At 59.6% G+C, this 20,406-nt stretch carries 18 protein-coding genes and 1 pseudogene; 9 read left to right on the plus strand and 10 right to left on the minus strand.

The features are described 5' to 3' along the window. Positions 1-89: 89 nt before the first annotated feature. The 4 genes from MKZ79_RS06145 to MKZ79_RS06160 all read left to right on the plus strand — a co-directional run bounded on the left by MKZ79_RS06145 (position 90) and on the right by MKZ79_RS06160 (position 5,867). Positions 90-1,487, plus strand: a complete 1,398-nt coding sequence (locus MKZ79_RS06145; protein ID WP_336140732.1) for an L-cystine transporter — start codon at positions 90-92, stop codon at positions 1,485-1,487. A 127-nt stretch (positions 1,488-1,614) separates the two neighbouring features. Next, positions 1,615-3,879: a catalase HPII gene (katE, locus tag MKZ79_RS06150; RefSeq protein WP_336140733.1), complete on the plus strand. Its 2,265-nt coding sequence runs from the start codon at positions 1,615-1,617 to the stop codon at positions 3,877-3,879. Positions 3,880-4,033: 154 nt separating this feature from the next. Further along, complete coding sequence (locus MKZ79_RS06155; protein ID WP_336140734.1) at positions 4,034-5,371, plus strand: MFS transporter; 1,338 nt, start codon at positions 4,034-4,036, stop codon at positions 5,369-5,371. Between the two features lie 94 nt (positions 5,372-5,465). Continuing rightward, a complete protein-coding gene (locus MKZ79_RS06160) occupies positions 5,466-5,867 on the plus strand; it encodes a DUF6515 family protein (RefSeq protein ID WP_336140735.1) in 402 nt (133 codons plus the stop codon). 62 nt (positions 5,868-5,929) lie between these two features. Here MKZ79_RS06160 and osmE read toward each other — a convergent pair whose 3' ends face one another. Further along, entirely contained in the window at positions 5,930-6,265 is a 336-nt protein-coding gene (gene osmE, locus MKZ79_RS06165) for an osmotically-inducible lipoprotein OsmE (protein ID WP_336140736.1), read from the minus strand. Positions 6,266-6,457: 192 nt separating this feature from the next. Between osmE and MKZ79_RS06170 the strand changes: the two genes are divergently transcribed. The 4 genes from MKZ79_RS06170 to cho all read left to right on the plus strand — a co-directional run bounded on the left by MKZ79_RS06170 (position 6,458) and on the right by cho (position 10,173). Continuing rightward, positions 6,458-7,036: a TetR/AcrR family transcriptional regulator gene (locus MKZ79_RS06170; protein ID WP_336140737.1), complete on the plus strand. Its 579-nt coding sequence runs from the start codon at positions 6,458-6,460 to the stop codon at positions 7,034-7,036. Next, a complete protein-coding gene (locus tag MKZ79_RS06175) occupies positions 7,036-8,229 on the plus strand; it encodes a multidrug effflux MFS transporter (RefSeq protein WP_336140738.1) in 1,194 nt (397 codons plus the stop codon). Before MKZ79_RS06170 ends, MKZ79_RS06175 begins: the two co-directional genes overlap by 1 nt. Before the next feature lie 113 nt (positions 8,230-8,342). Further along, the gene (nadE, locus tag MKZ79_RS06180) at positions 8,343-9,170 is read left to right on the plus strand and encodes an ammonia-dependent NAD(+) synthetase (RefSeq protein ID WP_336140739.1); all 828 of its coding nucleotides are present in this window, start codon (positions 8,343-8,345) and stop codon (positions 9,168-9,170) included. Positions 9,171-9,306: 136 nt separating this feature from the next. Continuing rightward, positions 9,307-10,173, plus strand: a complete 867-nt coding sequence (gene cho / locus MKZ79_RS06185) for an excinuclease Cho (RefSeq protein WP_336140740.1) — start codon at positions 9,307-9,309, stop codon at positions 10,171-10,173. Positions 10,174-10,269: 96 nt separating this feature from the next. On the opposite strand, the gene spy is transcribed toward cho, so the two are convergent. The 7 genes from spy to MKZ79_RS06220 all read right to left on the minus strand — a co-directional run bounded on the left by spy (position 10,270) and on the right by MKZ79_RS06220 (position 18,700). Further along, positions 10,270-10,758, minus strand: a complete 489-nt coding sequence (gene spy / locus MKZ79_RS06190; RefSeq protein ID WP_336140741.1) for an ATP-independent periplasmic protein-refolding chaperone Spy — start codon at positions 10,756-10,758, stop codon at positions 10,270-10,272. A 291-nt stretch (positions 10,759-11,049) separates the two neighbouring features. Next, entirely contained in the window at positions 11,050-12,048 is a 999-nt protein-coding gene (gene astE / locus MKZ79_RS06195) for a succinylglutamate desuccinylase (RefSeq protein WP_336140742.1), read from the minus strand. Between the two features lie 75 nt (positions 12,049-12,123). Then, positions 12,124-13,449: an N-succinylarginine dihydrolase gene (gene astB, locus MKZ79_RS06200; protein WP_336140743.1), complete on the minus strand. Its 1,326-nt coding sequence runs from the start codon at positions 13,447-13,449 to the stop codon at positions 12,124-12,126. Continuing rightward, on the minus strand, positions 13,446-14,912 hold the full coding sequence (astD, locus tag MKZ79_RS06205) for a succinylglutamate-semialdehyde dehydrogenase (protein ID WP_336140744.1): 1,467 nt from the start codon (positions 14,910-14,912) through the stop codon (positions 13,446-13,448). The genes astB and astD overlap by 4 nt, the downstream gene beginning before the upstream one ends. Continuing rightward, positions 14,909-15,940, minus strand: a complete 1,032-nt coding sequence (gene astA, locus MKZ79_RS06210; protein ID WP_336140745.1) for an arginine N-succinyltransferase — start codon at positions 15,938-15,940, stop codon at positions 14,909-14,911. Before astA ends, astD begins: the two co-directional genes overlap by 4 nt. Positions 15,941-16,290: 350 nt before the next feature. Continuing rightward, on the minus strand, positions 16,291-17,196 hold the full coding sequence (locus tag MKZ79_RS06215) for a bestrophin family protein (RefSeq protein WP_336140746.1): 906 nt from the start codon (positions 17,194-17,196) through the stop codon (positions 16,291-16,293). A 73-nt stretch (positions 17,197-17,269) separates the two neighbouring features. Beyond that, positions 17,270-18,700: a YchO/YchP family invasin gene (locus MKZ79_RS06220; protein ID WP_336140747.1), complete on the minus strand. Its 1,431-nt coding sequence runs from the start codon at positions 18,698-18,700 to the stop codon at positions 17,270-17,272. A gap of 182 nt (positions 18,701-18,882) precedes the next feature. Between MKZ79_RS06220 and MKZ79_RS06225 the strand changes: the two genes are divergently transcribed. After that, a complete protein-coding gene (locus MKZ79_RS06225) occupies positions 18,883-19,431 on the plus strand; it encodes a YbhB/YbcL family Raf kinase inhibitor-like protein (RefSeq protein ID WP_336140748.1) in 549 nt (182 codons plus the stop codon). On the opposite strand, the pseudogene MKZ79_RS06230 reads toward MKZ79_RS06225, so the two are convergent. Together MKZ79_RS06230 and cobA are read right to left on the minus strand one after the other, a co-directional pair. Beyond that, positions 19,428-19,511 (minus strand): annotated as a pseudogene (locus tag MKZ79_RS06230) (SDR family oxidoreductase); the annotation flags it as partial. The gene MKZ79_RS06225 and the pseudogene MKZ79_RS06230 overlap by 4 nt on opposite strands. A 45-nt stretch (positions 19,512-19,556) precedes the next feature. Then, positions 19,557-20,405 (minus strand): uroporphyrinogen-III C-methyltransferase, encoded by an 849-nt coding sequence (cobA, locus tag MKZ79_RS06235; RefSeq protein ID WP_336140749.1) that lies wholly within the window; start codon positions 20,403-20,405, stop codon positions 19,557-19,559. Position 20,406 lies beyond the last annotated feature (1 nt).

Consider the following 20,406-nt stretch of genomic DNA (forward strand, 5'->3'; position numbering starts at 1 on the left):
ACCATCGCCGTCACGCGTAATGGTTGCGCAATAAAAATAGCTAATTAACGAGACGGCTTTAACGTCTCGGTTTAACCGGAGATCTGGGGATGAACTTTCCATTAATCGCAAACCTGGCGGCTTTTATCCTGCTGCTGGGTCTGCTGGCTAAAAGCGGCAACGCCAGCTGGAGCCTGGCGAAAAAAGTACTGCTGGGTTTGGTGGTCGGCGTCCTGTTCGGGCTGGCCCTGCACACTATTTACGGCGCCGATAATCCGGTGCTGAAAGAGTCCATCAGCTGGTTTAACGTGGTCGGTAACGGCTATGTGCAGCTGCTGCAGATGATTGTGATGCCGCTGGTATTCGCTTCCATTCTCAGCGCCGTGGCTCGTCTGCACAACGCCTCGTCGCTGGGCAAAATCAGCGTGCTGACTATCGGCGTGCTGCTGTTTACCACGGCGATTTCCGCGTTGGTGGGCGTGTTCGTCACCTGGTTGTTTGGCCTTAATGCCAGCGGACTGGTGCAGGGCGTGCAGGAAACCGCGCGACTGTCGGCGCTGCAGTCGAACTATATCGGTAAAGTAGCCGATCTCAGCGCGCCGCAGCTGCTGCTTTCGTTTGTGCCGAAAAATCCTTTTGCCGATCTGACCGGCGCAAACCCGACATCAATTATTAGCGTAGTGATTTTCGCCGCCTTCCTGGGCGTCGCCGCGCTGCATCTGCTGCGTGACGACAAGCCTAAAGGCGAGCGCGTACTGGCGGCGATCGACGTGCTGCAGGCCTGGGTGATGAAGCTGGTGCGCCTGATTATGAAGCTGACGCCTTACGGCGTCATGGCGCTGATGACCAAAGTGGTCGCCAGCTCCAACCTGGCGGATATCATCAAGCTGGGCAGTTTTGTTATCGCCTCCTATCTGGGTCTGGCAATCATGTTCGCCGTCCACGCGCTGCTGCTTTCCGTTAACGGCGTCAGCCCCGCGCGCTTCTTCCGCAAGGTCTGGCCGGTAATCACTTTCGCCTTTACCAGCCGTTCCAGCGCGGCCACTATTCCGCTCAGCGTGGAAGCGCAAACCCGCCGCCTGGGTATCCCGGAATCGATCGCCAGCTTCTCGGCCTCGTTTGGCGCCACTATCGGCCAGAACGGCTGTGCGGGCCTTTATCCGACCATGCTGGCGGTGATGGTCGCGCCGACCGTGGGCATCAACCCGTTCGATCCGGTCTGGATCGCCACGCTGGTCGGCATCGTCACGCTGAGTTCGGCTGGCGTCGCGGGCGTTGGCGGCGGTGCGACTTTCGCCGCGCTGATTGTGCTGCCGACGCTGGGTCTGCCGGTGACGCTGGTGGCGCTGCTGATTTCCATCGAGCCGTTGATCGATATGGGCCGCACCGCGCTGAACGTTAACGGTTCGATGACCGCAGGTATGCTCACCAGCCAGTGGCTGAAGCAAACCGACAAGTCCCGCCTTAACACCGAGGCGGACGAAGAAGCCGAGCTGGCGCACAGCTAACCTCTCAGGGCCGCCTCGCGGCCCTTTTTTTATTCTCTGCAATCATTAACCTTGCGGTTTCCGGGCGTACCTCACTCACTGTTCTATAGTTACTGGATAGAAACACTCATCACAGGAGCAAGTGAGCATGTCGAAAGAAACCGATAACAAGGAAATCACCCATAACGCCCCGTTAACCGGCCCCGATCAGGCGAAGCCGGGAATGGACTCTCTGGCACCCGCAGATGGTTCGCACAAGCCTTTGTCAGAACCGACGCCGCCAGGCAAGCAGCCTACCGCGCCGGGCAGCCTGAAGGCGCCCGATACCCGCAACGCTAAACTCGATGCGCTTGAAACCTTCCGTAAAGGCGGCGAGAACTTCCCGCTGACCACCAATCAGGGTACGCGCATCGCCGACGACCAGAATTCCCTGCGCGCCGGCACCCGTGGCCCGACGCTGCTGGAAGATTTTATCCTGCGTGAAAAGATTACCCATTTCGACCATGAGCGTATTCCGGAGCGTATCGTCCATGCTCGCGGTTCCGCGGCGCACGGCTACTTCCAGCCCTATCGCGACATGAGCGACGTCACCAAAGCGGACTTCCTGCGCGATCCGGAAAAGCTGACGCCGGTATTTGTCCGCTTCTCTACCGTGCAGGGCGGCGCGGGCTCGGCGGATACGGTACGCGATATTCGCGGCTGGGCCACCAAGTTCTATACTGATGAAGGCGTTTTCGATCTGGTTGGCAATAACACGCCGGTGTTCTTTATTCAGGACGCGCATAAATTCCCCGATTTCGTGCACGCGGTAAAACCTGAGCCGCATAATGAAATCCCTCAGGGCCAGAGCGCGCACGACACTTTCTGGGACTACGTCTCGCTGCAGCCGGAAACGCTGCACAACGTTATCTGGGCGATGTCCGATCGCGGCATTCCGCGCAGCTATCGCACGATGGAAGGCTTTGGCATCCATACCTTCCGCTTTATCAATGCCGAAGGCAAAGCCACCTTCGTTCGCTTCCACTGGAAGCCGGTCGCGGGGAAAGCCTCGCTGCTGTGGGACGAATCGCAAAAGCTTACCGGCCGCGATCCCGATTTCCATCGCCGCGATCTGTGGGAAGCCATTGAAGCGGGCGACTATCCGGAGTACGAGCTGGGCGTCCAGCTGATCCCTGAAGAAGACGAGTTTAAATTCGACTTCGATCTGCTGGATGCTACCAAGCTGATCCCGGAAGAGCTGGTGCCGGTGCAGCTTATCGGCAAAATGGTACTGAACCGTAACCCGGATAATTTCTTTGCCGAGACGGAGCAGGTCGCCTTCCATCCGGGCCATATCGTTCCCGGTCTGGACTTCACCAACGATCCGCTGCTGCAGGGACGTCTGTTCTCCTATACCGACACGCAGATCAGCCGTCTCGGCGGGCCGAACTTCCATGAAATCCCGATTAACCGCCCGACCTGCCCTTACCATAATTTCCAGCGTCAGGGCATGCACCGCATGGATATCGATACCAATCCGGCCAACTACGAGCCGAACTCCATCAACGATAACTGGCCGCGCGAAACGCCGCCTTCGCCGCACCGTGGCGGTTTTGAAAGTTATCAGGAGCGTATCGAAGGCCATAAAGTGCGCGAGCGCAGCCCTTCCTTCGGCGAATACTATTCGCAGCCGCGACTCTTCTGGAACAGTCAGACGCCGGTTGAGCAGCAGCATATTATCGACGCCTTCTCTTTTGAGCTGAGCAAAGTCGCCCGTGCCTATATTCGCGAGCGCGTGGTGGATCATCTGGTGCATATCGACGTTTCGCTGGCGAACGGCGTGGCGGAAAACCTGGGTATCGCGCTCTCCGACGAGAAAATGCATACCGCGCCGCCGAAAGACGTCAACGGCCTGAAAAAAGATGCCAGCCTGAGCCTTTACGCAGTGCCAAGTGGTTCGATTAAGGGACGCCAGGTCGCGCTGCTGATCAGCGATGGCGTAGTCGCGGCGGACGTGCTGGCGATCCTGCAGGAGCTGAAGGCGCAGGGCGTACATGGCAAGCTGTTGGCGCCGCATATGGGTCAGGTTCGTGCCGACGATGGCTCCAACCTGCCGATTGATGCGACCTTCAGCGGTCTGCCTTCGCTGACCTTTGACGCGGTTATCGTGCCGGACGGCAATATCGACGCGCTGCTGCTGAGCGGCGACGCCCGTTATTTCCTGCTGGAAGCCTACAAGCACCTTAAAGTGATCGGCCTGAGCGGCGACGCCCGCCGTTTCAAATCGCAGTTTGGCCTGGGCGACAGCGAGCGCGAAGAAGGCCTGATTGAAGATGACAAGGCTGAAGGCGTGCTGATGAGCGAATTCCTCTCCGCGATGGGCGCGCACCGCGTCTGGTCGCGCAGCCAGAAAGCGCTGAGCGTGCCGGCTTAACCGCCTGTTTTGTCCTGTAAAGGTGCAGCCGGCAACGGCTGCGCCTTTTTATTTGGCTTTAACTTATTAATCCGCAAAGATAAAACGGCTTTCGCGAACCGTGGCACCAAATTTGCTTCTCTCTGATAACAACTCGTTGTTCAGGAGAAGATCCATGAGAGTCGACACCCGCTATCGCTACCGCATTTTCGCCATGCTGTTTTTTATCGCGCTGATCAACTATATCGATCGCGGCGCGCTCTCCTTCGCCGCCAATGCCATCTCCGGCGAATTTCATTTCAGTAAGACCGAGCTGGGCGTGGTGCTGAGCTACTTCGGCTTTGGCTACCTGTTCGGCTCGCTCTGCGGCGGTTTTCTGGCGGATCGCCTGGGCACGAAAAAAGTCTGGCTGCTGGCGGGCGTGCTCTGGTCGCTGCTGGAGATCGCGACGGCCTGGGCTGGCGAACTCGGCGTGGCGCTGTTTGGCGGCTCCGCTATTATGGGCTTTGCCGTGATGCGTATCCTCTTCGGCTTTGCCGAAGGCCCGGCCTATGCGCTGATGAATAAAGCCATTGCGCACTGGGCGCCCGACAACGAACGCGGCATGGCGCTGGGCATAGGTTTGTTGAGTACCCAGGTTGGCGCGCTGTTAACGGCGCCGATCGCCGTCGGGCTACTGCTGTTAACCAATGACTGGCGAATGATGTTTATCCTGTTAGGCGTGTTTTCCCTGCTCGCCATGCTGATTTTCGCGCGCATCTTTACCGATACGCCGCTGCAGCAGCCGCGCGCCAGCCAGGCGGAACGCGAGCTGATCCTGCAAGGCCAGCAGCAAAGCGCGACCGGGCCGCGCCTGCCGTGGTGGCGCTTCTTTACCAGCCGCACGCTGGTCTGTAACGCGCTGGGCTATTTCTCTTTTCTCTATGTCACTTTTACGCTGGTCACCTGGGGGCCGAAATATCTGCAGGACAGCTTCCACTACGATCTGCATTCGCTCTGGTACGTGGCGATGATCCCCTGGAGCGGCGCCTGCGTGACCGTGCTGCTGGGCGGTAAAATCGCCGACACGCTGCTGCGGCGCACCGGCAATCTGCGGCTGGCGCGCAACCTCTTCGCCGCTGTCGGACTGCTTTGCACCGCGCTCTGTTTTATGGCCATTCCGTTGATGAGTTCTGCAGCGGAAATTATCCTGCTGATGACTTTGGGCAACGCGCTAAACGCGCTGGTCAACAACGTTTACTGGTCGGTGGTGATCGACGTCACGCCGAAATCCACGGTCGGCACCTACAGCGGCATGACGCTGGCGATCGCCAATCTGGCCTCGATTATCTCGCCGATGCTGAGCGGCTGGCTGGCGCAGCACTTCGGCTATAACGCCATGTTCAGCGCCACGGCGGCAATCGCCTTCGGCAGTATGCTGGCGATGCTGCTGCTGCAGCCAGAGAAGAAGCTGAGCGCCACATCCGCGCCAGATCTGGCAGTGAACATGGAGGCTGAGTTAAGAATACGTTAAGCAGTGTAAGCAAGCCGCAATAGCCCGCGCTTGCCTCTTGCGTTTTCACTGGCCCGGCGTAATGTTATTCGCAGTGAGAACCAGGAGAAACTGTATGAAAAAGGTGATGAGTGCGCTGTTCGCCTTAACGCTGCTGTCGCCCGCGCTGGTTTCAGCGCATCCCGGCGGCTGGGGCCCGGGCTGGGATCGCGGCCACGGTTGGGATCGCGGTCCAGGCTGGGATCGCGGTCGCGGTCCAGGACGGCTCTCCTTTTTGCCGGAAGCGGCAGCGGCGGTCATTATCGGCGGCCTGACCTATTACGCGCTTAACGGCAACTATTATCAGCGTCAGAACGATAACACCTACGTGGTGGTTCAGCCGCCAGCAGAGCGTTACGGTAGCGAGATGCGTGCGCTCGACTACAGCGGCGAACGCTTCTACGTGCAGGATGGCCACTACTATCGTCGCGATATCGACGGTCGCTATCTGGAAGTGCCAAGACCGCCAGGGCTGTAAGGCAGCAGGCATCAGACGTAAAAAAACCGGCCTGGGCCGGTTTTTTCTTTACAGCGGTAAGCTTACTGACCGGCCTGCGGGTCGGTGTCGTACTCTTTACAGCTCTGGAAGCCGTAGTTCATCACGCGGCCAGTATCGCTGTAGCTGACGAAATAGGTCTGCTGTTTGCCGTCACGCTGGCCCAGCACGTAGGTCTGGCAGGTGCCGCGAGCGTGAACCATCGTAATTTCGGTAGAAGGCGGCCCGGCGATGTCACGAACCTGCTGGCGAGTCATGCCCTTCTTCACATCCTGGACGACAGGTTTGGTGACGTAGCTTTCCGCACGGTCATAGGCCGTACAGCCGGATAATACAGCAAGCGCCACTGCCGCACCGATAAATCCTGTTACCTTATTCATGATTTTTATTCCTCATTTATTGTCCATGTCGCCTTAAGCTTGGATCATAAATGCTGATTTATCAATTTTATGGAAGAAAAAAGAGGGGGACAAAACGCTTACCGCATCGCGACAAAGCGGCTTATAATACCGCCTCTGAGAATGAACGTTCATTCTCATTTACCAGCTATCGTTTTTAATAAGGCCCGCCGTATGAGCAGAGCAAACCCGGCCCGCGAGGCCCGCCATCGTCAACGCCAGGATGAGATTATCGCCGCTGGCCGGCGCTGCTTCCGCCAGTCAGGCTTTCATGCGGCCAGTATGGCGCAGCTCGCCGCCGAGGCGCAGCTCAGCGTGGGTCAGATCTATCGCTACTTTGTCAGCAAAGACGCCATCATCGAAGAGATGGTGAAACGTATTATCGACACCCGCCTGCAGCATATCAAAGAGACGGCCACAGCGGATCTGCCGCGCCTGCTCGCCTGGCGTCACGCGCTGAATGAGGAAGACGAAGCGCTGATGAGGGAAGTCGCGGCGGAAGCGACGCGCAATCCGGTGGTCGCCCGCATGATGGCGGAAGCGGATAACCGTATGTTTACGCAGGCCTGCCAGAACGTGAAGCGCGACCATCCCGAAATGAGCGACGAAGCTATTCGCGCCTGCGTGGAGGTCATGGCGGTGCTGACGGAAGGTACCGCCTGGCGTCGTCTGACGCCGCAGAAAGCGTCGGCAGATCGCCTTTACACCCTTTATCAACAAATCAACACACTACTTTTCAGGACAGAAGATTAATGACATCTGCACACCCTAACCGTTTTGGCTACGCCATTACGCTTGGCCTGCTGGCGGCGCTCGGGCCGCTTTGCATCGACCTCTATTTGCCTGCCCTTCCCGCGCTCGCCAGCGATCTGGCCGCGCCCACCGCCACCGCTCAGCTCAGCCTTACCGCCGGTCTGATCGGTCTTGGCGCAGGCCAGCTGATTTTCGGGCCGATGAGCGACAAATATGGCCGTATCAAACCGCTGCTGCTGTCGCTGGCGCTGCTGCTGATCGCTTCCGTTGGTTGCGCGATGGCGCAAACTATCCACCAGCTGCTGCTGGCACGCCTGTTTGAAGGGCTTTCCGGCGCGGGCGGCGCGGTGCTTTCACGCGCTATCGCCAGGGATATGTACAGCGGCCACGATCTGACGCGCTTCTTCGCTCTGCTGATGCTGGTCAACGGGCTGGCGCCGGTCGCCGCGCCGGTGCTGGGCGGCGCGCTGATGGCGCTGCTCAGCTGGCGCGGCCTGTTTATGGTTATCGCCGCCATCGCGCTGCTGCTGTTTATTCTGGCGCGCGTAAAGCTGAGCGAAACCCTGACGCCGGAGCGGCGCAGCCAGGGCAGCCTTTTTTCCGCCTGGGCCGCGCTGGGACAGGTCATCACGCACCGGCCTTTTATGGGCTTCTGCCTGACTCAGGGCTTTATGATGGCTGGCATGTTCGCCTATATCGGCGCTTCGCCTTTTGTGCTGCAGCAGCTCTATGGCCTGTCGCCGCAGGCGTTCAGCTTCTGCTTCGCCGCCAACGGCATCGGCCTGATTATCGCCTCGCAAACCAGCGCGCGACTCAGTCCGCTGTGGGGCGAATATCGCGTGGTTAAAGGCGCGCTGGTGCTGGCTTTCGTCTCTTCCGCCAGCCTGTTCCTCGCTGGCCTTAGCGGCGCGGCGCTGCCTTTGGTGCTGGTCGCGCTCTTCTTTAGCGTAGCGAGCAACGGCGCGGTTGGCGTTGCCGCCGCCTCGCTGGCGATGCAGAGTCAGGGGCATCGCGCGGGCAGCGCTTCCGCCGTATTGGGCGTGGTGATGTTTACGCTGGGCGGCATCGCCGTGCCGGTAACGGGCATCGGCGGCACCTCGGTGCTGACTATGACCGCCACTATCTTCGGCTGCTATATGCTGGCGATCGCTATGTTTGTGTTTCTGGCGCAAAAACCGAAAAAGCCTGAATAATCAGCAAAAGGCGTGTAAACATCGGCTTCCGCCTTGTTGTTTCGCGCCTGGCGCGTTAGTTTTAAAACAGCGACTTTCGCAACTGCCCCGACACTACATCTGAGGAGAGATAAATGGCTCTGCAACAGGAAATTATCGAAGCGCTGGGAGTGAAACCCACTATCGATGCGCAGCAGGAAATCCGTACCAGCGTCGACTTTCTGAAAGCTTACCTGAAGGCTTACCCGTTTATTAAATCGCTGGTGCTGGGCATCAGCGGCGGTCAGGACTCCACGCTGGCCGGCAAGCTGAGCCAACTCGCTATCAGCGAACTGCGCGAGGAAACCGGCAATAAAGAGTATCAGTTTATCGCGGTGCGCCTGCCCTACGGCAACCAGGCGGATGAACAGGATTGCCAGGACGCGCTGACATTTATCCAGGCGGACAAAGTGCTGACGGTCAATATCAAAGAAGCGGTGCTGGCCAGCGAAAAAGCGCTGCGCGACGCGGGCGTTACCCTTTCCGATTTTGTGCGCGGCAACGAGAAAGCGCGCGAAAGAATGAAGGCGCAATACAGCATCGCCGGCATGACTTCCGGCGTGGTGGTAGGCACCGATCACGCGGCGGAAGCGGTGACGGGCTTCTTTACCAAATATGGCGACGGCGGTACCGATATCAATCCGCTGTTCCGGCTGAACAAGGGTCAGGGCAAACAGCTGCTGAAAGCGCTGGGCTGTCCGGAACATCTCTATCTCAAGCATCCTACCGCCGATCTGGAGGACGATCGTCCTGGCCTGCAGGATGAAGTGGCGCTGGGCGTCACCTACGAGATGATCGACCAGTATCTGGAAGGGAAAAAAATCGATGACAGCGCGGCGAAAATCATTGAGGGCTGGTATCTGAAAACCGAGCACAAACGCCGTCCGCCGATCACCGTCTTTGATGATTTCTGGAAAAAATAACCTCTCTGTTCCGGCGGGCGATATTCAGATCGCCCGTTTTTCTCCCCTCTTCCCGCGCCATTCAGCCTTATTCGACTCTTTTTTATCCAGCGCGCGCCTGATACACTGTATAAGCAAACAGTAAGCGGAGTGCAATGTGGTCAGACGTACAGCCAGCCATCGCCTGTCATTTGAACCGGCGGCAATTTATCAATATCCCGAGCATCTGCGGCCTTCGCTTGAAGGGCTGCCTTCCCTGCCGGGCGTTTATACCTTTCACGGCGACAGCGAATCCCTGCCGCTCTACATCGGTAAAAGCGTGAATTTGCGCAGCCGCGTGATGTCCCATTTCCGTACGCCGGATGAGGCGAAAATGCTGCGCCAGTCGCGCTACGTCAGCTATATCACCACCGCTGGCGAGCTGGGCGCGCTCCTGCTGGAAGCGCAGATGATCAAGGTACAGCAGCCGCTGTTCAATAAGCGCCTGCGTAAAAATCGCCAGCTCTGTTCGCTGCTGATAAGCGACCTCAAGCCCAGCGTGGTTTACGCCAAAGAGGTCGATTTTTCCCATACTTCCAACCTGTTCGGCCTTTACTCCAGCCGCCGTTCCGCGCTGGAAACGCTGCAGAAAATCGCCGACGAGCAGCGCCTTTGTCTTGGCCTGCTGGGGCTGGAGAACGTCAGCAAAGGCCGCGCCTGTTTTCGCGCCAGCCTGGGCCGCTGCGCGGGCGCCTGCTGCGGCAAAGAGCCGCCGGAAGCGCACCATGAAAGGCTGCTGGCCGCGCTGGAGCGCGTGCGCGTGCAGTGCTGGCCGTGGCAAGGGGCGGTCGGCGTGTTGGAGGAAGGCCCGGAGAAAACGCAGATCCACGTGATCAATAACTGGTTCTACCTGGGGTCGGTGGATGATATCAGCGACGCGGGCAAGCTGACCTCGACGCCGCAGGGCTTTGACAGCGACGGCTACAAGATCCTCTGTAAGCCGATCCTTAGCGGTAAATTTCCCATCATCCCGCTGCAGACGTAAAAAAACCGCCGACGCTGTTCACAACATGAAAGTCATAAACAAGGTCGGCGGTCTTGATTATCCTGCCGGGCGAACGCTGTCGCCCGGTTAAGCGCCTTATTCAGCGGCTGGCGGCTGAGGCTCGCCGTGGTGCGGCTTTTCGGTCAGACGTTTTTCAAAGTTCGCGTTGAACTCTTTTTTCTGCTCTGGCGTCAGCACGTTATACATTTTGTTCTGCGTTTCCAGCATAGAGAGCGCGCGCTCTTTGCTGTTGGCGGTCATTTTCTCCGCCTGCGCTTCCGCTTTCGCTTTGTCGAAGCTGTCGGCAGCGATAATGCTGTGCAGCTCGCGGCGCTCTTCCGGAGAAGGACGCTGTTTGTCTTTATGCGCCTCTTTCATGATGGTGCGCATCTGCTCTTTCTGCGCGTCGGTCAGTTTCAGGCCTTTGAACATCTCATGTGGCCCGCCGTGACGAGGCGGCTTGTGCATCATGGGTTTATCCGCGCCTGCCGGTGGCGGCGTGATGTTGTCCGCTGCGGCGTGCACAATATTCGCCGCGCCCATTGCCAGTGTCATAGCTACAACCAGAGAAGTTAATTTACGCATTCTATTTTCCTTTTGCATTTCTGTGACGACAGCGTTGTCGTGATGTCGGAAATCAGTTTATTGCGCTGAACGTCAAGTACTCAGAACGAGAGTAAAGCCCTGAAAGCATAAAAGATAAAAAAGCGGCGATCATGGAGAGAATGCGAAGATTCAGGTGAAGAATTGCAAAAAGATATGACGATAGCGCGTTTAATGCAGAAATTGTGGAGGAGTGTAATACAGCCGACAGGAACGAGAAAGGAAAAAGTAAGGCTTGCGCCGACGGCACACTCGCCGTCGGCGCCGTCAGGCTCAGCCGCTGCCGCTGGTTTCGTTATGGGCGTTGTCCTCCACCAGCATCAGCCCGGCGCGCTGCCCTTTCGCCACGTCGGGATTAGGAAACAGCACGTACTCTCTCGCCTGCTGCACGTAGCTACGCCGGTCGCCATCCTCAGCCAGCAGCGTGCCCTGAGGAAAAGCGGTGAAGTTCAGCGTTTCCCGGCTCATATGCAGCACGAAAGCTTCGCTGAAGCGCGTAATCTGCTGCGATACCCGATAGCGCAGCGGCTCTGCCTCTACAGGCGGCAGCGGATCGCCGGAAAGCACGGCGGCCAGCGCAGCCTGCGCGGCGCCAAACTGCGTCAGATCGTTGTGGCCGAAAGGCAGCGCCTGGCCCAGCTCCAGCGTGCAGCTGGCGGCGTTAAAGTGCTGCGAACTGTAATGGGTAAAGGTGCCGCCCGGCGCGCGATGAAACACCAGCGCTTCCAGACCTGCCGCGCTCAGCCAGTGCATAAAATCGTCCGGCCACGGCGTTTCACGCAGCGGCAGCACGCCGAAGCGGCTGTGCCAGGAGCCACGGATGGCGGTATGCAAATCAAGGTGCCAGCGCGGCTCCTCAGAGCAGCCTGCCTGCCAGAACGTTTCCAGCGCCTGCTCCAGACGCCACGCGCGCTGTGCTTCCGGGTGATCGTCATATTGCTGCCAGCGGCCGCCGAAAAGGCGATTCAGATCGCAATGCCGGTAACGCTTGCCGCTGATGATCGCCTGTGGATTGCCGAGTATAACCAGCACGCGCGGCTGAAGCGGCCGTTTGCCGGCCAGCAGCTCGCCAACCAGCTGGTTAATGATTTCGATGGGCGCAGTTTCGTTGCCGTGGATGCCGGCCGAGATCACAAGCGCCTGCGAAGAGGGCTGATGCGGCGTGAGTTCAAGAATGCCGTCGTCCAGCCACTGCCAGTTTAGCTGGTCATTGCGGCCGGAAGCGCGCGCAGGCGGCTCTGTGCTTAATGTCTGCTGAAGAAAGTCCTGCATAGGTTCTCCTTATTATAGTTCCCTGCGACTACCGGCGCGCGAAGGCTCAGCCCGGCGCGCCCCGTTCCTCCCTGATTAGCGTTGAAAAGAGTAGATACTCCCTAAGTCTAGCAGCTTCGTCAGTTCATCCAGCGCTTCGCGATTTTCCTGCAGCAGCTGCGGGTCGGCCAGATCCGCCTGGCAGAGCCGGTCGCGATAGTGGCGATCCACCCATTCATTCAGCAGCGTAAACAGCGTATCGGTCAGCATCGTCGCCGGATTGACCGCCGCCAGCTCCGCCTCGTTCATCACCACGCGCAACCGCAGGCAGGCGGGCCCGCCGCCGTTGCCCATGCTTTCGCGCAGGTCGAAAACCCGCAGCTCGTCTATAATGCCGCCTTCCGTCAGCTCGCTTAGCCAGTGCCAGACGCCTTCATGGCGACGCGCTTCTTCCGGCAGCACCAGCATCATTTTACCGTTCGCTTTGCTTAACAGCTGGCTGTTAAACAGATACGTGGCAACGGCGTCGCCAACGCTGACCCGCGCCTCGGGCACGACAATGGGGGTAAAGGCCGGCAGCCTTTCGCGCAGCTGGTCGAACAGCGCCTGCTGGTGCAGGAAAGCGTGTTCGTGACAGAACAGCACCTGCTGGTTGCTGACGGCGATAACGTCATTGTGAAACACGCCCTGGTCAATAACCGCCGGATTCTGCTGCGCAAACAGCGTGCGCTGCGCGTCAAGCTGATGCAGCCGCGCCACCGCCTGGCTTGCCTCCAGCGTTTGCCGCGCCGGATAGCGCGCCGGGATCAGCCCGCCATTCCCCTCTTCGCGACCATAGACAAAGAGCTGCACGCCCGCTTCGCCGTAGCCCGCGCTGAAACGGTTATGGTTAGCCGCGCCCTCGTCGCCGAACATCGCTACCTGCGGCAGCGCGTCATGCACGCAGAAATGACGGACATCGCGGAAAATCGCGCGCAGGATCGCGGTCGTTACTGGCGCCTCCAGCGAGCGGTGAAATTTATTGTTCAGGTTCGCCACGGTGAGATGCACGCGACCGTCAGCGCTGTCGACGGAAGGGGAAACGGTGGCGGCATTGGCGACCCACATGGCGGAAGCTGAGCCGACCGCCGACAGCAGCGTCGGCGCCCGTTCGGCCGCTTTCGCCAGCACCTGCGCCTCGGTGCCGCTAAAGCCCAGCTGGCGCAGCGCGGCGATATCCGGCCTTTCATGCGGCGGGATGACGCCCTGCGCAAAGCCCATATCGGCCAGCGCCTTCATCTTCAGCAATCCCTGTTTCGCCGCCAGTTTGGGATTAGAAAGCTGGTGCCGATGACGGGCCGAAGCCTCGTTGCCGAAAGAGAGACCGGCATAGTGATGCGTTAAGCCGGGCAGACCGTCGAAATTAACCTCGCGTGCGCTCATAACGTTCCTCCTTCCGTGCTGAAATCCAGGCCGGGCGACAGCGCGGCGGGCAGCGTTAACGCAGCCGAAGCCATAGATGCCAGCGGCCAGGCGCAGTAGTCCGCCGCGTAGAAAGCGCCGGGACGATGATTGCCGGAAGCGCCGACGCCGCCAAAAGGCGCGCTGCTGGCCGCGCCGGTCAGCGGTTTGTTCCAGTTGACTATGCCCGCCCGCGCCTCGATCAGCAGCCGATCGAACTCTTCGCGCCGTGGTGAGATCAGGCCGCAGGCAAGTCCGTAGCGCGTGGCGTTGGCGATGCGGATCGCCTCGCTGAAGTCGTCATAGCGGATCACCGCCAGCAGCGGGCCGAACACCTCTTCATCGGGCAGCGGCAGCGCCGTCATATCGATAATGCCCGGCGTCAGCAGAGCGCTTGCGCGTTCCGGCCAGCGCATCGGCAGCAGCACTTGTCCGCCCGCCGCTACGCGAGCCTGCCATTCGCTATAGATATGCTCCGCCGCGTGCGGTGATATCACGCTGCCCATAAAGGGCTGCGGCTCTGCATCCCAGCGGCCCGGCTCAATCTTCGCCGCCACCGCCGTCAAACGTGCCAGAAAAGCGTCGCCCTGCGCGCCGCGTTTCACCAGCAGCCGACGCGCGCAGGTGCAGCGCTGGCCCGCAGTGATAAAGGCCGACTGAATGGCGATATGCACGGCGGCGTCGATCGCCTGCGGATCTTCGACGATCAGCGCGTTATTGCCGCCCATCTCCAGCGCCAGCATCTTCTCCGGCCGACCGGCGAACTGCCTGTGCAGCTGATAACCTGTTGCCGCGCTGCCGGTAAAGAGCACGCCATCCAGCGCTTCGGTTTGCGTCAGCGTTCTGCCGCATTCGCCGCCGCCCTGCAGCAGATTTATCACGCCATCCGGCAGGCCCGCCTGCTGCCAGAGCTTTACCGTTTGTTCAGCGGTGGCGGGCGTCTGTTCGCTGGGCTTGAACACTATGGTATTGCCAGCCAGCAGCGCGGGTACGATATGGCCATTCGGCAGATGGCCGGGAAAGTTGTATGGCCCCAATACCGCCAGCACGCCGTGCGGCCGATGTCGCAGCAGATTTTCGCCCTGTTGCGTTTCTCCGCTGCGAAGCTGATAAGCCGTAACGGAAATCGCGATTTTATTGATCATCGCCTGTACTTCGGTCATCGCCTCCCAGCGCGGCTTGCCGGTTTCCTGCGCGATAACCTCCGCCAGCGCCTTCTGGTTTTCCTGCAGCAGCACGGCAAATTTCTCCGCCACCGCGACGCGTTCAGCAAAAGGGCGACGCGCCCAGTCAGGGAAAGCGGCGCGCGCTGCCTCAACCGCCGACGCAATCTGTAACGGGCCGGCCGCTTTGCCCTGCCATAAAAGTTCGCCGTTAACCGGATCCCGCTTGCTGAGCGATTCGCCGTCGCCGCTCAGCCATGCGCCGTTAATAAAATGGGTCATGCTTTTTTCTCCTCGCAGCCCAGAGTGACCATGCGCAGGCTGTCGCCCTGCCCGCAATGTAAAATCGCCGCCTGTTCCGACGTCAGCGCGACCGTTTCCGCATGAGGATCGGCATTCAGCAGCACGGCGCGGAAATCCTCATAGCGCTCGTTGCCCGCCAGGCAGAGCGGCAGGTTTTCATCCGGCTGCCCGATAACGACCTTCAGCAAGCGACTTTTACGAATCGCCCGCACGCGATCGATTTCGCACTCCAGCGTCGGGCCGCCGTCGAAGATGTCGACGTAGTTCAGATAGCGGAAGCCCTCTGCTTCCAGCACGGCGCGCGCGGGCGCGGTTTGCGGATGTGTCTGGCCGATCGCCGCCTGCGCTTCGGCGGAGAGATAGTCGATATAGAGCGGATGCCTGGGCATCAGTTCAGCGATAAAGGTCTTTTTGCCGATGCCGCTCAGATAGTCGGCGGTGGCGAACGAGATGGAAAAAAAGCGGCTGCCTACGCTTTCCCAGAACGGGGACTGCCCGCTTTCGTCGCTGACGCCGCGCATCTCCGCCACCACTTTTTGCATAAAACGCTGGCGAAAAGCGGCCATAAAGAGAAAGCGGGATTTAGAGAGCAGATAGCCGTTTTTGCCGTTGCGGTAGTCGGGATGCAGAAACAGCGTGCAGAGCTCGCTACAGCCGGAGTGATCGTTACTGAGCGACAGCGTCGGCAGCGCTTTATAGACGTTCAGCTCGCGGGAAGCGTGTACCTGGGTGCCGACACGAAAGTTATACCAGGGTTCCTGCATGCCGACCGCCACCTCAATGGCGCAGATGCCGATAATGCGGCGTGTCTCCTGCTCTTCCAGCACAAACACATAGCCCTGTTCCGCCTGCGGTAACTGGTTGCGCCAGGTTTGCACAGCGCGTTCGATACGCGCGCTCAGCGTCGCGCTGTCGGCGGGCAGCGACGTCAGGCCGCCGCCGGTTTGACCGGCCAGCGCCAGCAGCTGCGTCAGGTCGTCATGCTCAACGGGACGGATGACCATCATGGGAAAGCTCCTCGGACGCGGCAGGTGAATTAAAAGTTTAAATAATGTTAAATCCGCGTACTTCACTCTATGTTGCAGGCTTTGTGCCAGCCAGCGAAAAAATGCATAGAAAAAAGGGTGAAAAGTAAAATCAATAAGTTAACAAGGACGCCTATTCACTTTAACTGCATATAAAGTGAATAAAGAGCGGACGGCACGCGCTGGCGAGCCGGCAAAAAAGCACGATTATGCACCCTGACAGGTTAATCTTGTTTTTGTGATCGCGAAGAGGTTCCGGCGGCGAAAAGCGTCGCAAACGCACCAGAAAAGCGCGTTACGCCCCAGCGGGAAGCGCCCGGCCAGGCCGGGCTTCAGGTCAGACGATGATATTTATCGGGCAGCGGCGCGTCGGGAAGCTCGCGCTGGTTATTCATCTCCAGCAGATTGATCTCGATATTGCTGCACATGGCATCCATCGGCAGATGGTTGTTGGCGTAGCCGAACGGCATCTCCAGCTCTTCCGCCAGCGTATCCAGCGAAAGGAAGCTATAGGCGATAAATACGGAAACCAGCGGCGTCATATAGTGCAGATCCGGCACCAGCGCGAAAGGCAGCAGCGTACAGAAAAGATATACGGTGCGGTGCAGCAGCAGGCCGTAGGCAAACGGCACCGGCACGCTGGCCAGCCGTTCACAGCCGCCCAAAACCTGCGAAAGCTGATGGATGCTGCTGTCGAGCTGGGCGTAAACGATATCGGAGATCTCGCCGCTGCGGCGCTTGTCGGCCAGCCACTGAGAGATTTTCAGTTCGATCATATTGGTGCGCGCGCGTCTTTTCAGAATGTCATCTGCCTCATCGCCCAGAAAGCGACGGAGATCGACCTGCGCGTCGCTGCGCCGAAGCTGATGCTTCAGGCTGTAGCAAAACGCCAGCAGTAACGTCGCGATGCGCGGCGCGTCGGCAGGCGAGATCGCCAGAACCTGGCGCTGGATATCACGGCAGGTAATCAGCAGGCTGCCCCACAGCTGCCGCGCCTCGGAGAAACGCGCATAGCAAACGCTGTTGCGGAAACCGAGGAAGATAGCGATGGAAACCCCCAGCAGGCTGAAAGGCGCGAGCGTCAGCTTAATGCCCAGCGTTTCATACCAGTCCAGGCAGAAGATGGCGATCACCGACATCAGCAGGTTCAGGCTAAGCCGGAACAGGATGCCGGGCAGCACGGAGCCGTGCCAGGAGAACAGCCGAATAAACCAGTGGCGATGCGGACGAACGATCATAATAAGCCAGCCGTGAGTCAAAGAAAGAAGGCGGCGACCCGCCGCCCGAATAGTTTAGCGCGCGCTGTTCGGCTCAGGGCGTCAGCAGGTTAAACTGGCCCGCGTCGGGATTTTGCAGCGTCACCGGCGGCGTTAGCTTCAGGGTAATCCAGTTGGACGTCACCCGCTGCTGCCTGCTGTCCTCTATCGTCACCGACAGATGATACTCGTTGCTCGCCTCAGGCGAGCTGTCCCAGGCCGGAATAATAATACTCCAGCCGTTGGGATTGGTGTTATCCGCCGGCGGCGTCAGGCTCAGCGCCTGGGTATCGCCCTGCCAGACGATCGCCTTTAGCGGATTAGCCTGGCGGATTTGCAGCTTCAGCGGCAGCGTTTCGCCCGGCTGCACCTGCCACGGCGGCGTCGCCAGGAATACCGACAGGGTTTTACGCTGGCGGTACTCCATCACCGGCAGATTGTTGCGCGTCACCGCATCAAAACGGCTGCCGCTCAGCGAACGCGCCGCCGCCACGTTGTCCGCAGAGAGCTGCTTGCTCAGCGCCACGCCGATCCGATAATTCATCTTTAATCCCAGCTGATCCTGGGTTTGACCGCTGTCCGCCGTTTTGTGCGAGGCGGTCAGCGTAAACAGCGGCACCGGCGTGTAGCTGACGCCCAGCTCGATAGCGGAAGGATTGCTGCTCAGCGTGCCGTTGTTAAAGAGATCGACATTGTCGCCCAGGTAGCGCTCGTAGCTGAGCGAAACGCCAAGCTGCTGGTAGAACGGCAGATAGCCCTGCGTGGTGATATCGTAGCCGCGCGCCATACGCATCTCCTGGCTCAGCGAGCGCTGCCGCCAGCCCGAGAGCGGCTGATAGTAGTTGGTGGAAAAGCGCAGAAAGTGGCTCCAGGCCTCCGCGCCCAGCGAACCGCGCTGCTGGTTGCCGGTAAACAGCTGGTCGACAAAAGCGTTATAGCCCAGCCGCCAGTTGCCCGCCAGCCAGCGCTGGCCGAGTCCCGCATTACCCACCAGGCCTTCACTGGTCTGCTCAATGCCCAGCTGGCTGAAAGTAAGATACTGGTAGTTGTCCTGCCACGGCGTGATCAGCTGCGCGGAAGAGCCGTCAAAGCTGCCGTTACTGTCGACAAGCAGCGACATATTGGCCTGTCCATAAGGAGAAAGCAGCTGCTGGCCTTCATCTTCTATACGGCGCGCCGCCTCGTCGCGAAAGTGATTAAACGCCCAGGCGCCGGCTTCGCTGCCCAACGATTTATCGTCGTCGCTGCTCATGCTCGCTTCGCCGATGCTTTTCATCGCCTGGGCGATACGTTTTTCCAGCGCGTCGTTCGGCGTGGCGCTGCTGCCCAAATCGGGCAGCTCGCGACTGAAACGGGCGGGATCGTCAAAAGGCGCCTCGGCGACGCGAGTTTCGGTAGTCAGCGCATGGCCTGCGGGCGAGAGCGCCAGCAGCGCGGTCGGAATCAGTTTCCTGGCGAAAAAAAGAACAGCGGTAAATTTTTTCATCACGTTAGCAGCGTTGGGTAACCCTTTTCTGAGTATGAGATACAGATCACAAATTTAGCCAAAGGGTAGCTTAACACTTTTGTTTTGCCAGCGGCACCCGCCGTGGCTTTTCCGCAAGTTGCTGGCGAAGCGGCGATTTATCGACCAGGCTTTGCGCAAACCGTCTGATAAGGAAACTGCTGATGAAAAGAAGTCTGCTTGCCGCCAGCCTGCTGTTGACGGCCGCGACCGCTGCCGCCGCGCCGCCGTTCACCCTTAGCTCGCCCGATTTCAACGATAACGACGTAATGGCGAAGAAATTCGCTGGCGCGGCTAAAGGTAACGCCAGCTGTACGGGCGAGAACGTTTCGCCTGCGCTGAGCTGGAATAACGCGCCGGCAGGCACCAAAAGCTTCGCGCTGGTGATAACCGATCCGGTTGGCGCAAAGGGGCTGGGCGTCGATCATCTGGTGGCCTATAACATTCCTTTTCAGCGCACCAGCTTCGCGCAGGGCGAGCTGACCGACGGCAAAGGCTATACGGGCGGCAAGAATTCGCCGGGCACGCTGCACTATCACGGCCCTTGTCCGCCGGTCGGCAGCGGCCAGCATCACTATAACTTCACGCTGATCGCCACCGATTTACCGGCGAACGGGCTGGAACAGGGCTTAACGCGCGAGGCGCTGTTCGGCAGGCTGAAAGGCCATGCGCTGGGCGCGGCTGGCCTGATTGGCCGCTTCGGCAACGACTAAGACATAATCAGTCCGCCGTCGACGTTGATGGTCTGTCCGCTGATATAGCGCGCGTCACCGGACGCCAGAACAGCCACCAGCAAGGTTTCCATATTCGCGCTGCGCTGCGACTGGAGCAATATCCACTATCTGATTACCGACAGCGGCATCTCCGCGCAGTTGGTTGCCGCCTTCGAGGCGCTGGGCGTGAAGGTGCTGGTGGCGTCGTAAAGCGAAACCACGTCGCCGATGATCAGCAGCGCGGGCGACTGCGGTTTTTCGCGCGCGACCGTGTCGGCCAGCTGGCAAAGCGAGGTAAGAGTGACGCGCTGATCGGCTCGGGTACCGCGCTCCACGATAGCGACCGGCGTATTGGCCTGACGTCCGGCGGCGCGCAACTCTTCGCTCAGTGCCTCGCACCAGGTCAGTCCCATATAGAACACCAGCGTCTGCGTGGGATCGCGCAGGCTGAGCCAGTCCAGCGCCGGCATTCCCTCTTTGCCGTGCCCGGTAATAAACCGCACCGATTGCGCCAGACCGCGATGGGTCAGCGGAATCCCCGTAGCGGCGGCGCAGCCCGTGGCGGCGGTAATGCCCGGCACGATCTCGCAGGCGATGCCCGCTTCCCGCAGCGCCAGCATCTCTTCGCCGCCGCGGCCAAAGATAAAAGGATCGCCCCCTTTCAGCCGGATGACCCGTTGCCCGGCCATTGCCAGCTCCACCAGCAGCCGATCGATCTGCGGCTGCGCCATCGCGTGGCAGCCCGGCTTTTTGCCGACGTCGATGCAAAGCGCGTCGGACGGGATCAGCGCCAGGATCTCTTCGCTGACCAGCCGATCGTAAACCACCACTTCCGCCGCGCTAATCAGCCGCAGCGCCTTAACCGTCAGCAGATCCGCGTCGCCAGGCCCGGCGCCGACCAGCCAGACATGACCTTTGGCGTCGCCCTTGCGGCAAGCCAGCAATTTATCCAGCGCAGGCAGGATCGTCGTCATA

The organism is Erwinia sp. CGal63 (assembly GCF_037026505.1).
Classification (GTDB): Bacteria; Pseudomonadota; Gammaproteobacteria; order Enterobacterales; family Enterobacteriaceae; genus Erwinia.

Excerpts from the sequence above, each read along its gene's own strand:
- MKZ79_RS06145 (WP_336140732.1), top strand. The coding sequence starts at position 90 with ATGAACTTTCCATTAATCGCAAACCTGGCGGCTTTTATCCTGCTGCTG.
- katE (WP_336140733.1), top strand. The coding sequence starts at position 1,615 with ATGTCGAAAGAAACCGATAACAAGGAAATCACCCATAACGCCCCGTTA.
- MKZ79_RS06155 (WP_336140734.1), top strand. The coding sequence starts at position 4,034 with ATGAGAGTCGACACCCGCTATCGCTACCGCATTTTCGCCATGCTGTTT.
- MKZ79_RS06160 (WP_336140735.1), top strand. The coding sequence starts at position 5,466 with ATGAAAAAGGTGATGAGTGCGCTGTTCGCCTTAACGCTGCTGTCGCCC.
- osmE (WP_336140736.1), bottom strand. The coding sequence starts at position 6,265 with ATGAATAAGGTAACAGGATTTATCGGTGCGGCAGTGGCGCTTGCTGTA.
- MKZ79_RS06170 (WP_336140737.1), top strand. The coding sequence starts at position 6,458 with ATGAGCAGAGCAAACCCGGCCCGCGAGGCCCGCCATCGTCAACGCCAG.
- MKZ79_RS06175 (WP_336140738.1), top strand. The coding sequence starts at position 7,036 with ATGACATCTGCACACCCTAACCGTTTTGGCTACGCCATTACGCTTGGC.
- nadE (WP_336140739.1), top strand. The coding sequence starts at position 8,343 with ATGGCTCTGCAACAGGAAATTATCGAAGCGCTGGGAGTGAAACCCACT.
- spy (WP_336140741.1), bottom strand. The coding sequence starts at position 10,758 with ATGCGTAAATTAACTTCTCTGGTTGTAGCTATGACACTGGCAATGGGC.
- astE (WP_336140742.1), bottom strand. The coding sequence starts at position 12,048 with ATGCAGGACTTTCTTCAGCAGACATTAAGCACAGAGCCGCCTGCGCGC.
- astB (WP_336140743.1), bottom strand. The coding sequence starts at position 13,449 with ATGAGCGCACGCGAGGTTAATTTCGACGGTCTGCCCGGCTTAACGCAT.
- astD (WP_336140744.1), bottom strand. The coding sequence starts at position 14,912 with ATGACCCATTTTATTAACGGCGCATGGCTGAGCGGCGACGGCGAATCG.
- astA (WP_336140745.1), bottom strand. The coding sequence starts at position 15,940 with ATGATGGTCATCCGTCCCGTTGAGCATGACGACCTGACGCAGCTGCTG.
- MKZ79_RS06215 (WP_336140746.1), bottom strand. The coding sequence starts at position 17,196 with ATGATCGTTCGTCCGCATCGCCACTGGTTTATTCGGCTGTTCTCCTGG.
- MKZ79_RS06220 (WP_336140747.1), bottom strand. The coding sequence starts at position 18,700 with ATGAAAAAATTTACCGCTGTTCTTTTTTTCGCCAGGAAACTGATTCCG.
- MKZ79_RS06225 (WP_336140748.1), top strand. The coding sequence starts at position 18,883 with ATGAAAAGAAGTCTGCTTGCCGCCAGCCTGCTGTTGACGGCCGCGACC.
- cobA (WP_336140749.1), bottom strand. The coding sequence starts at position 20,405 with ATGACGACGATCCTGCCTGCGCTGGATAAATTGCTGGCTTGCCGCAAG.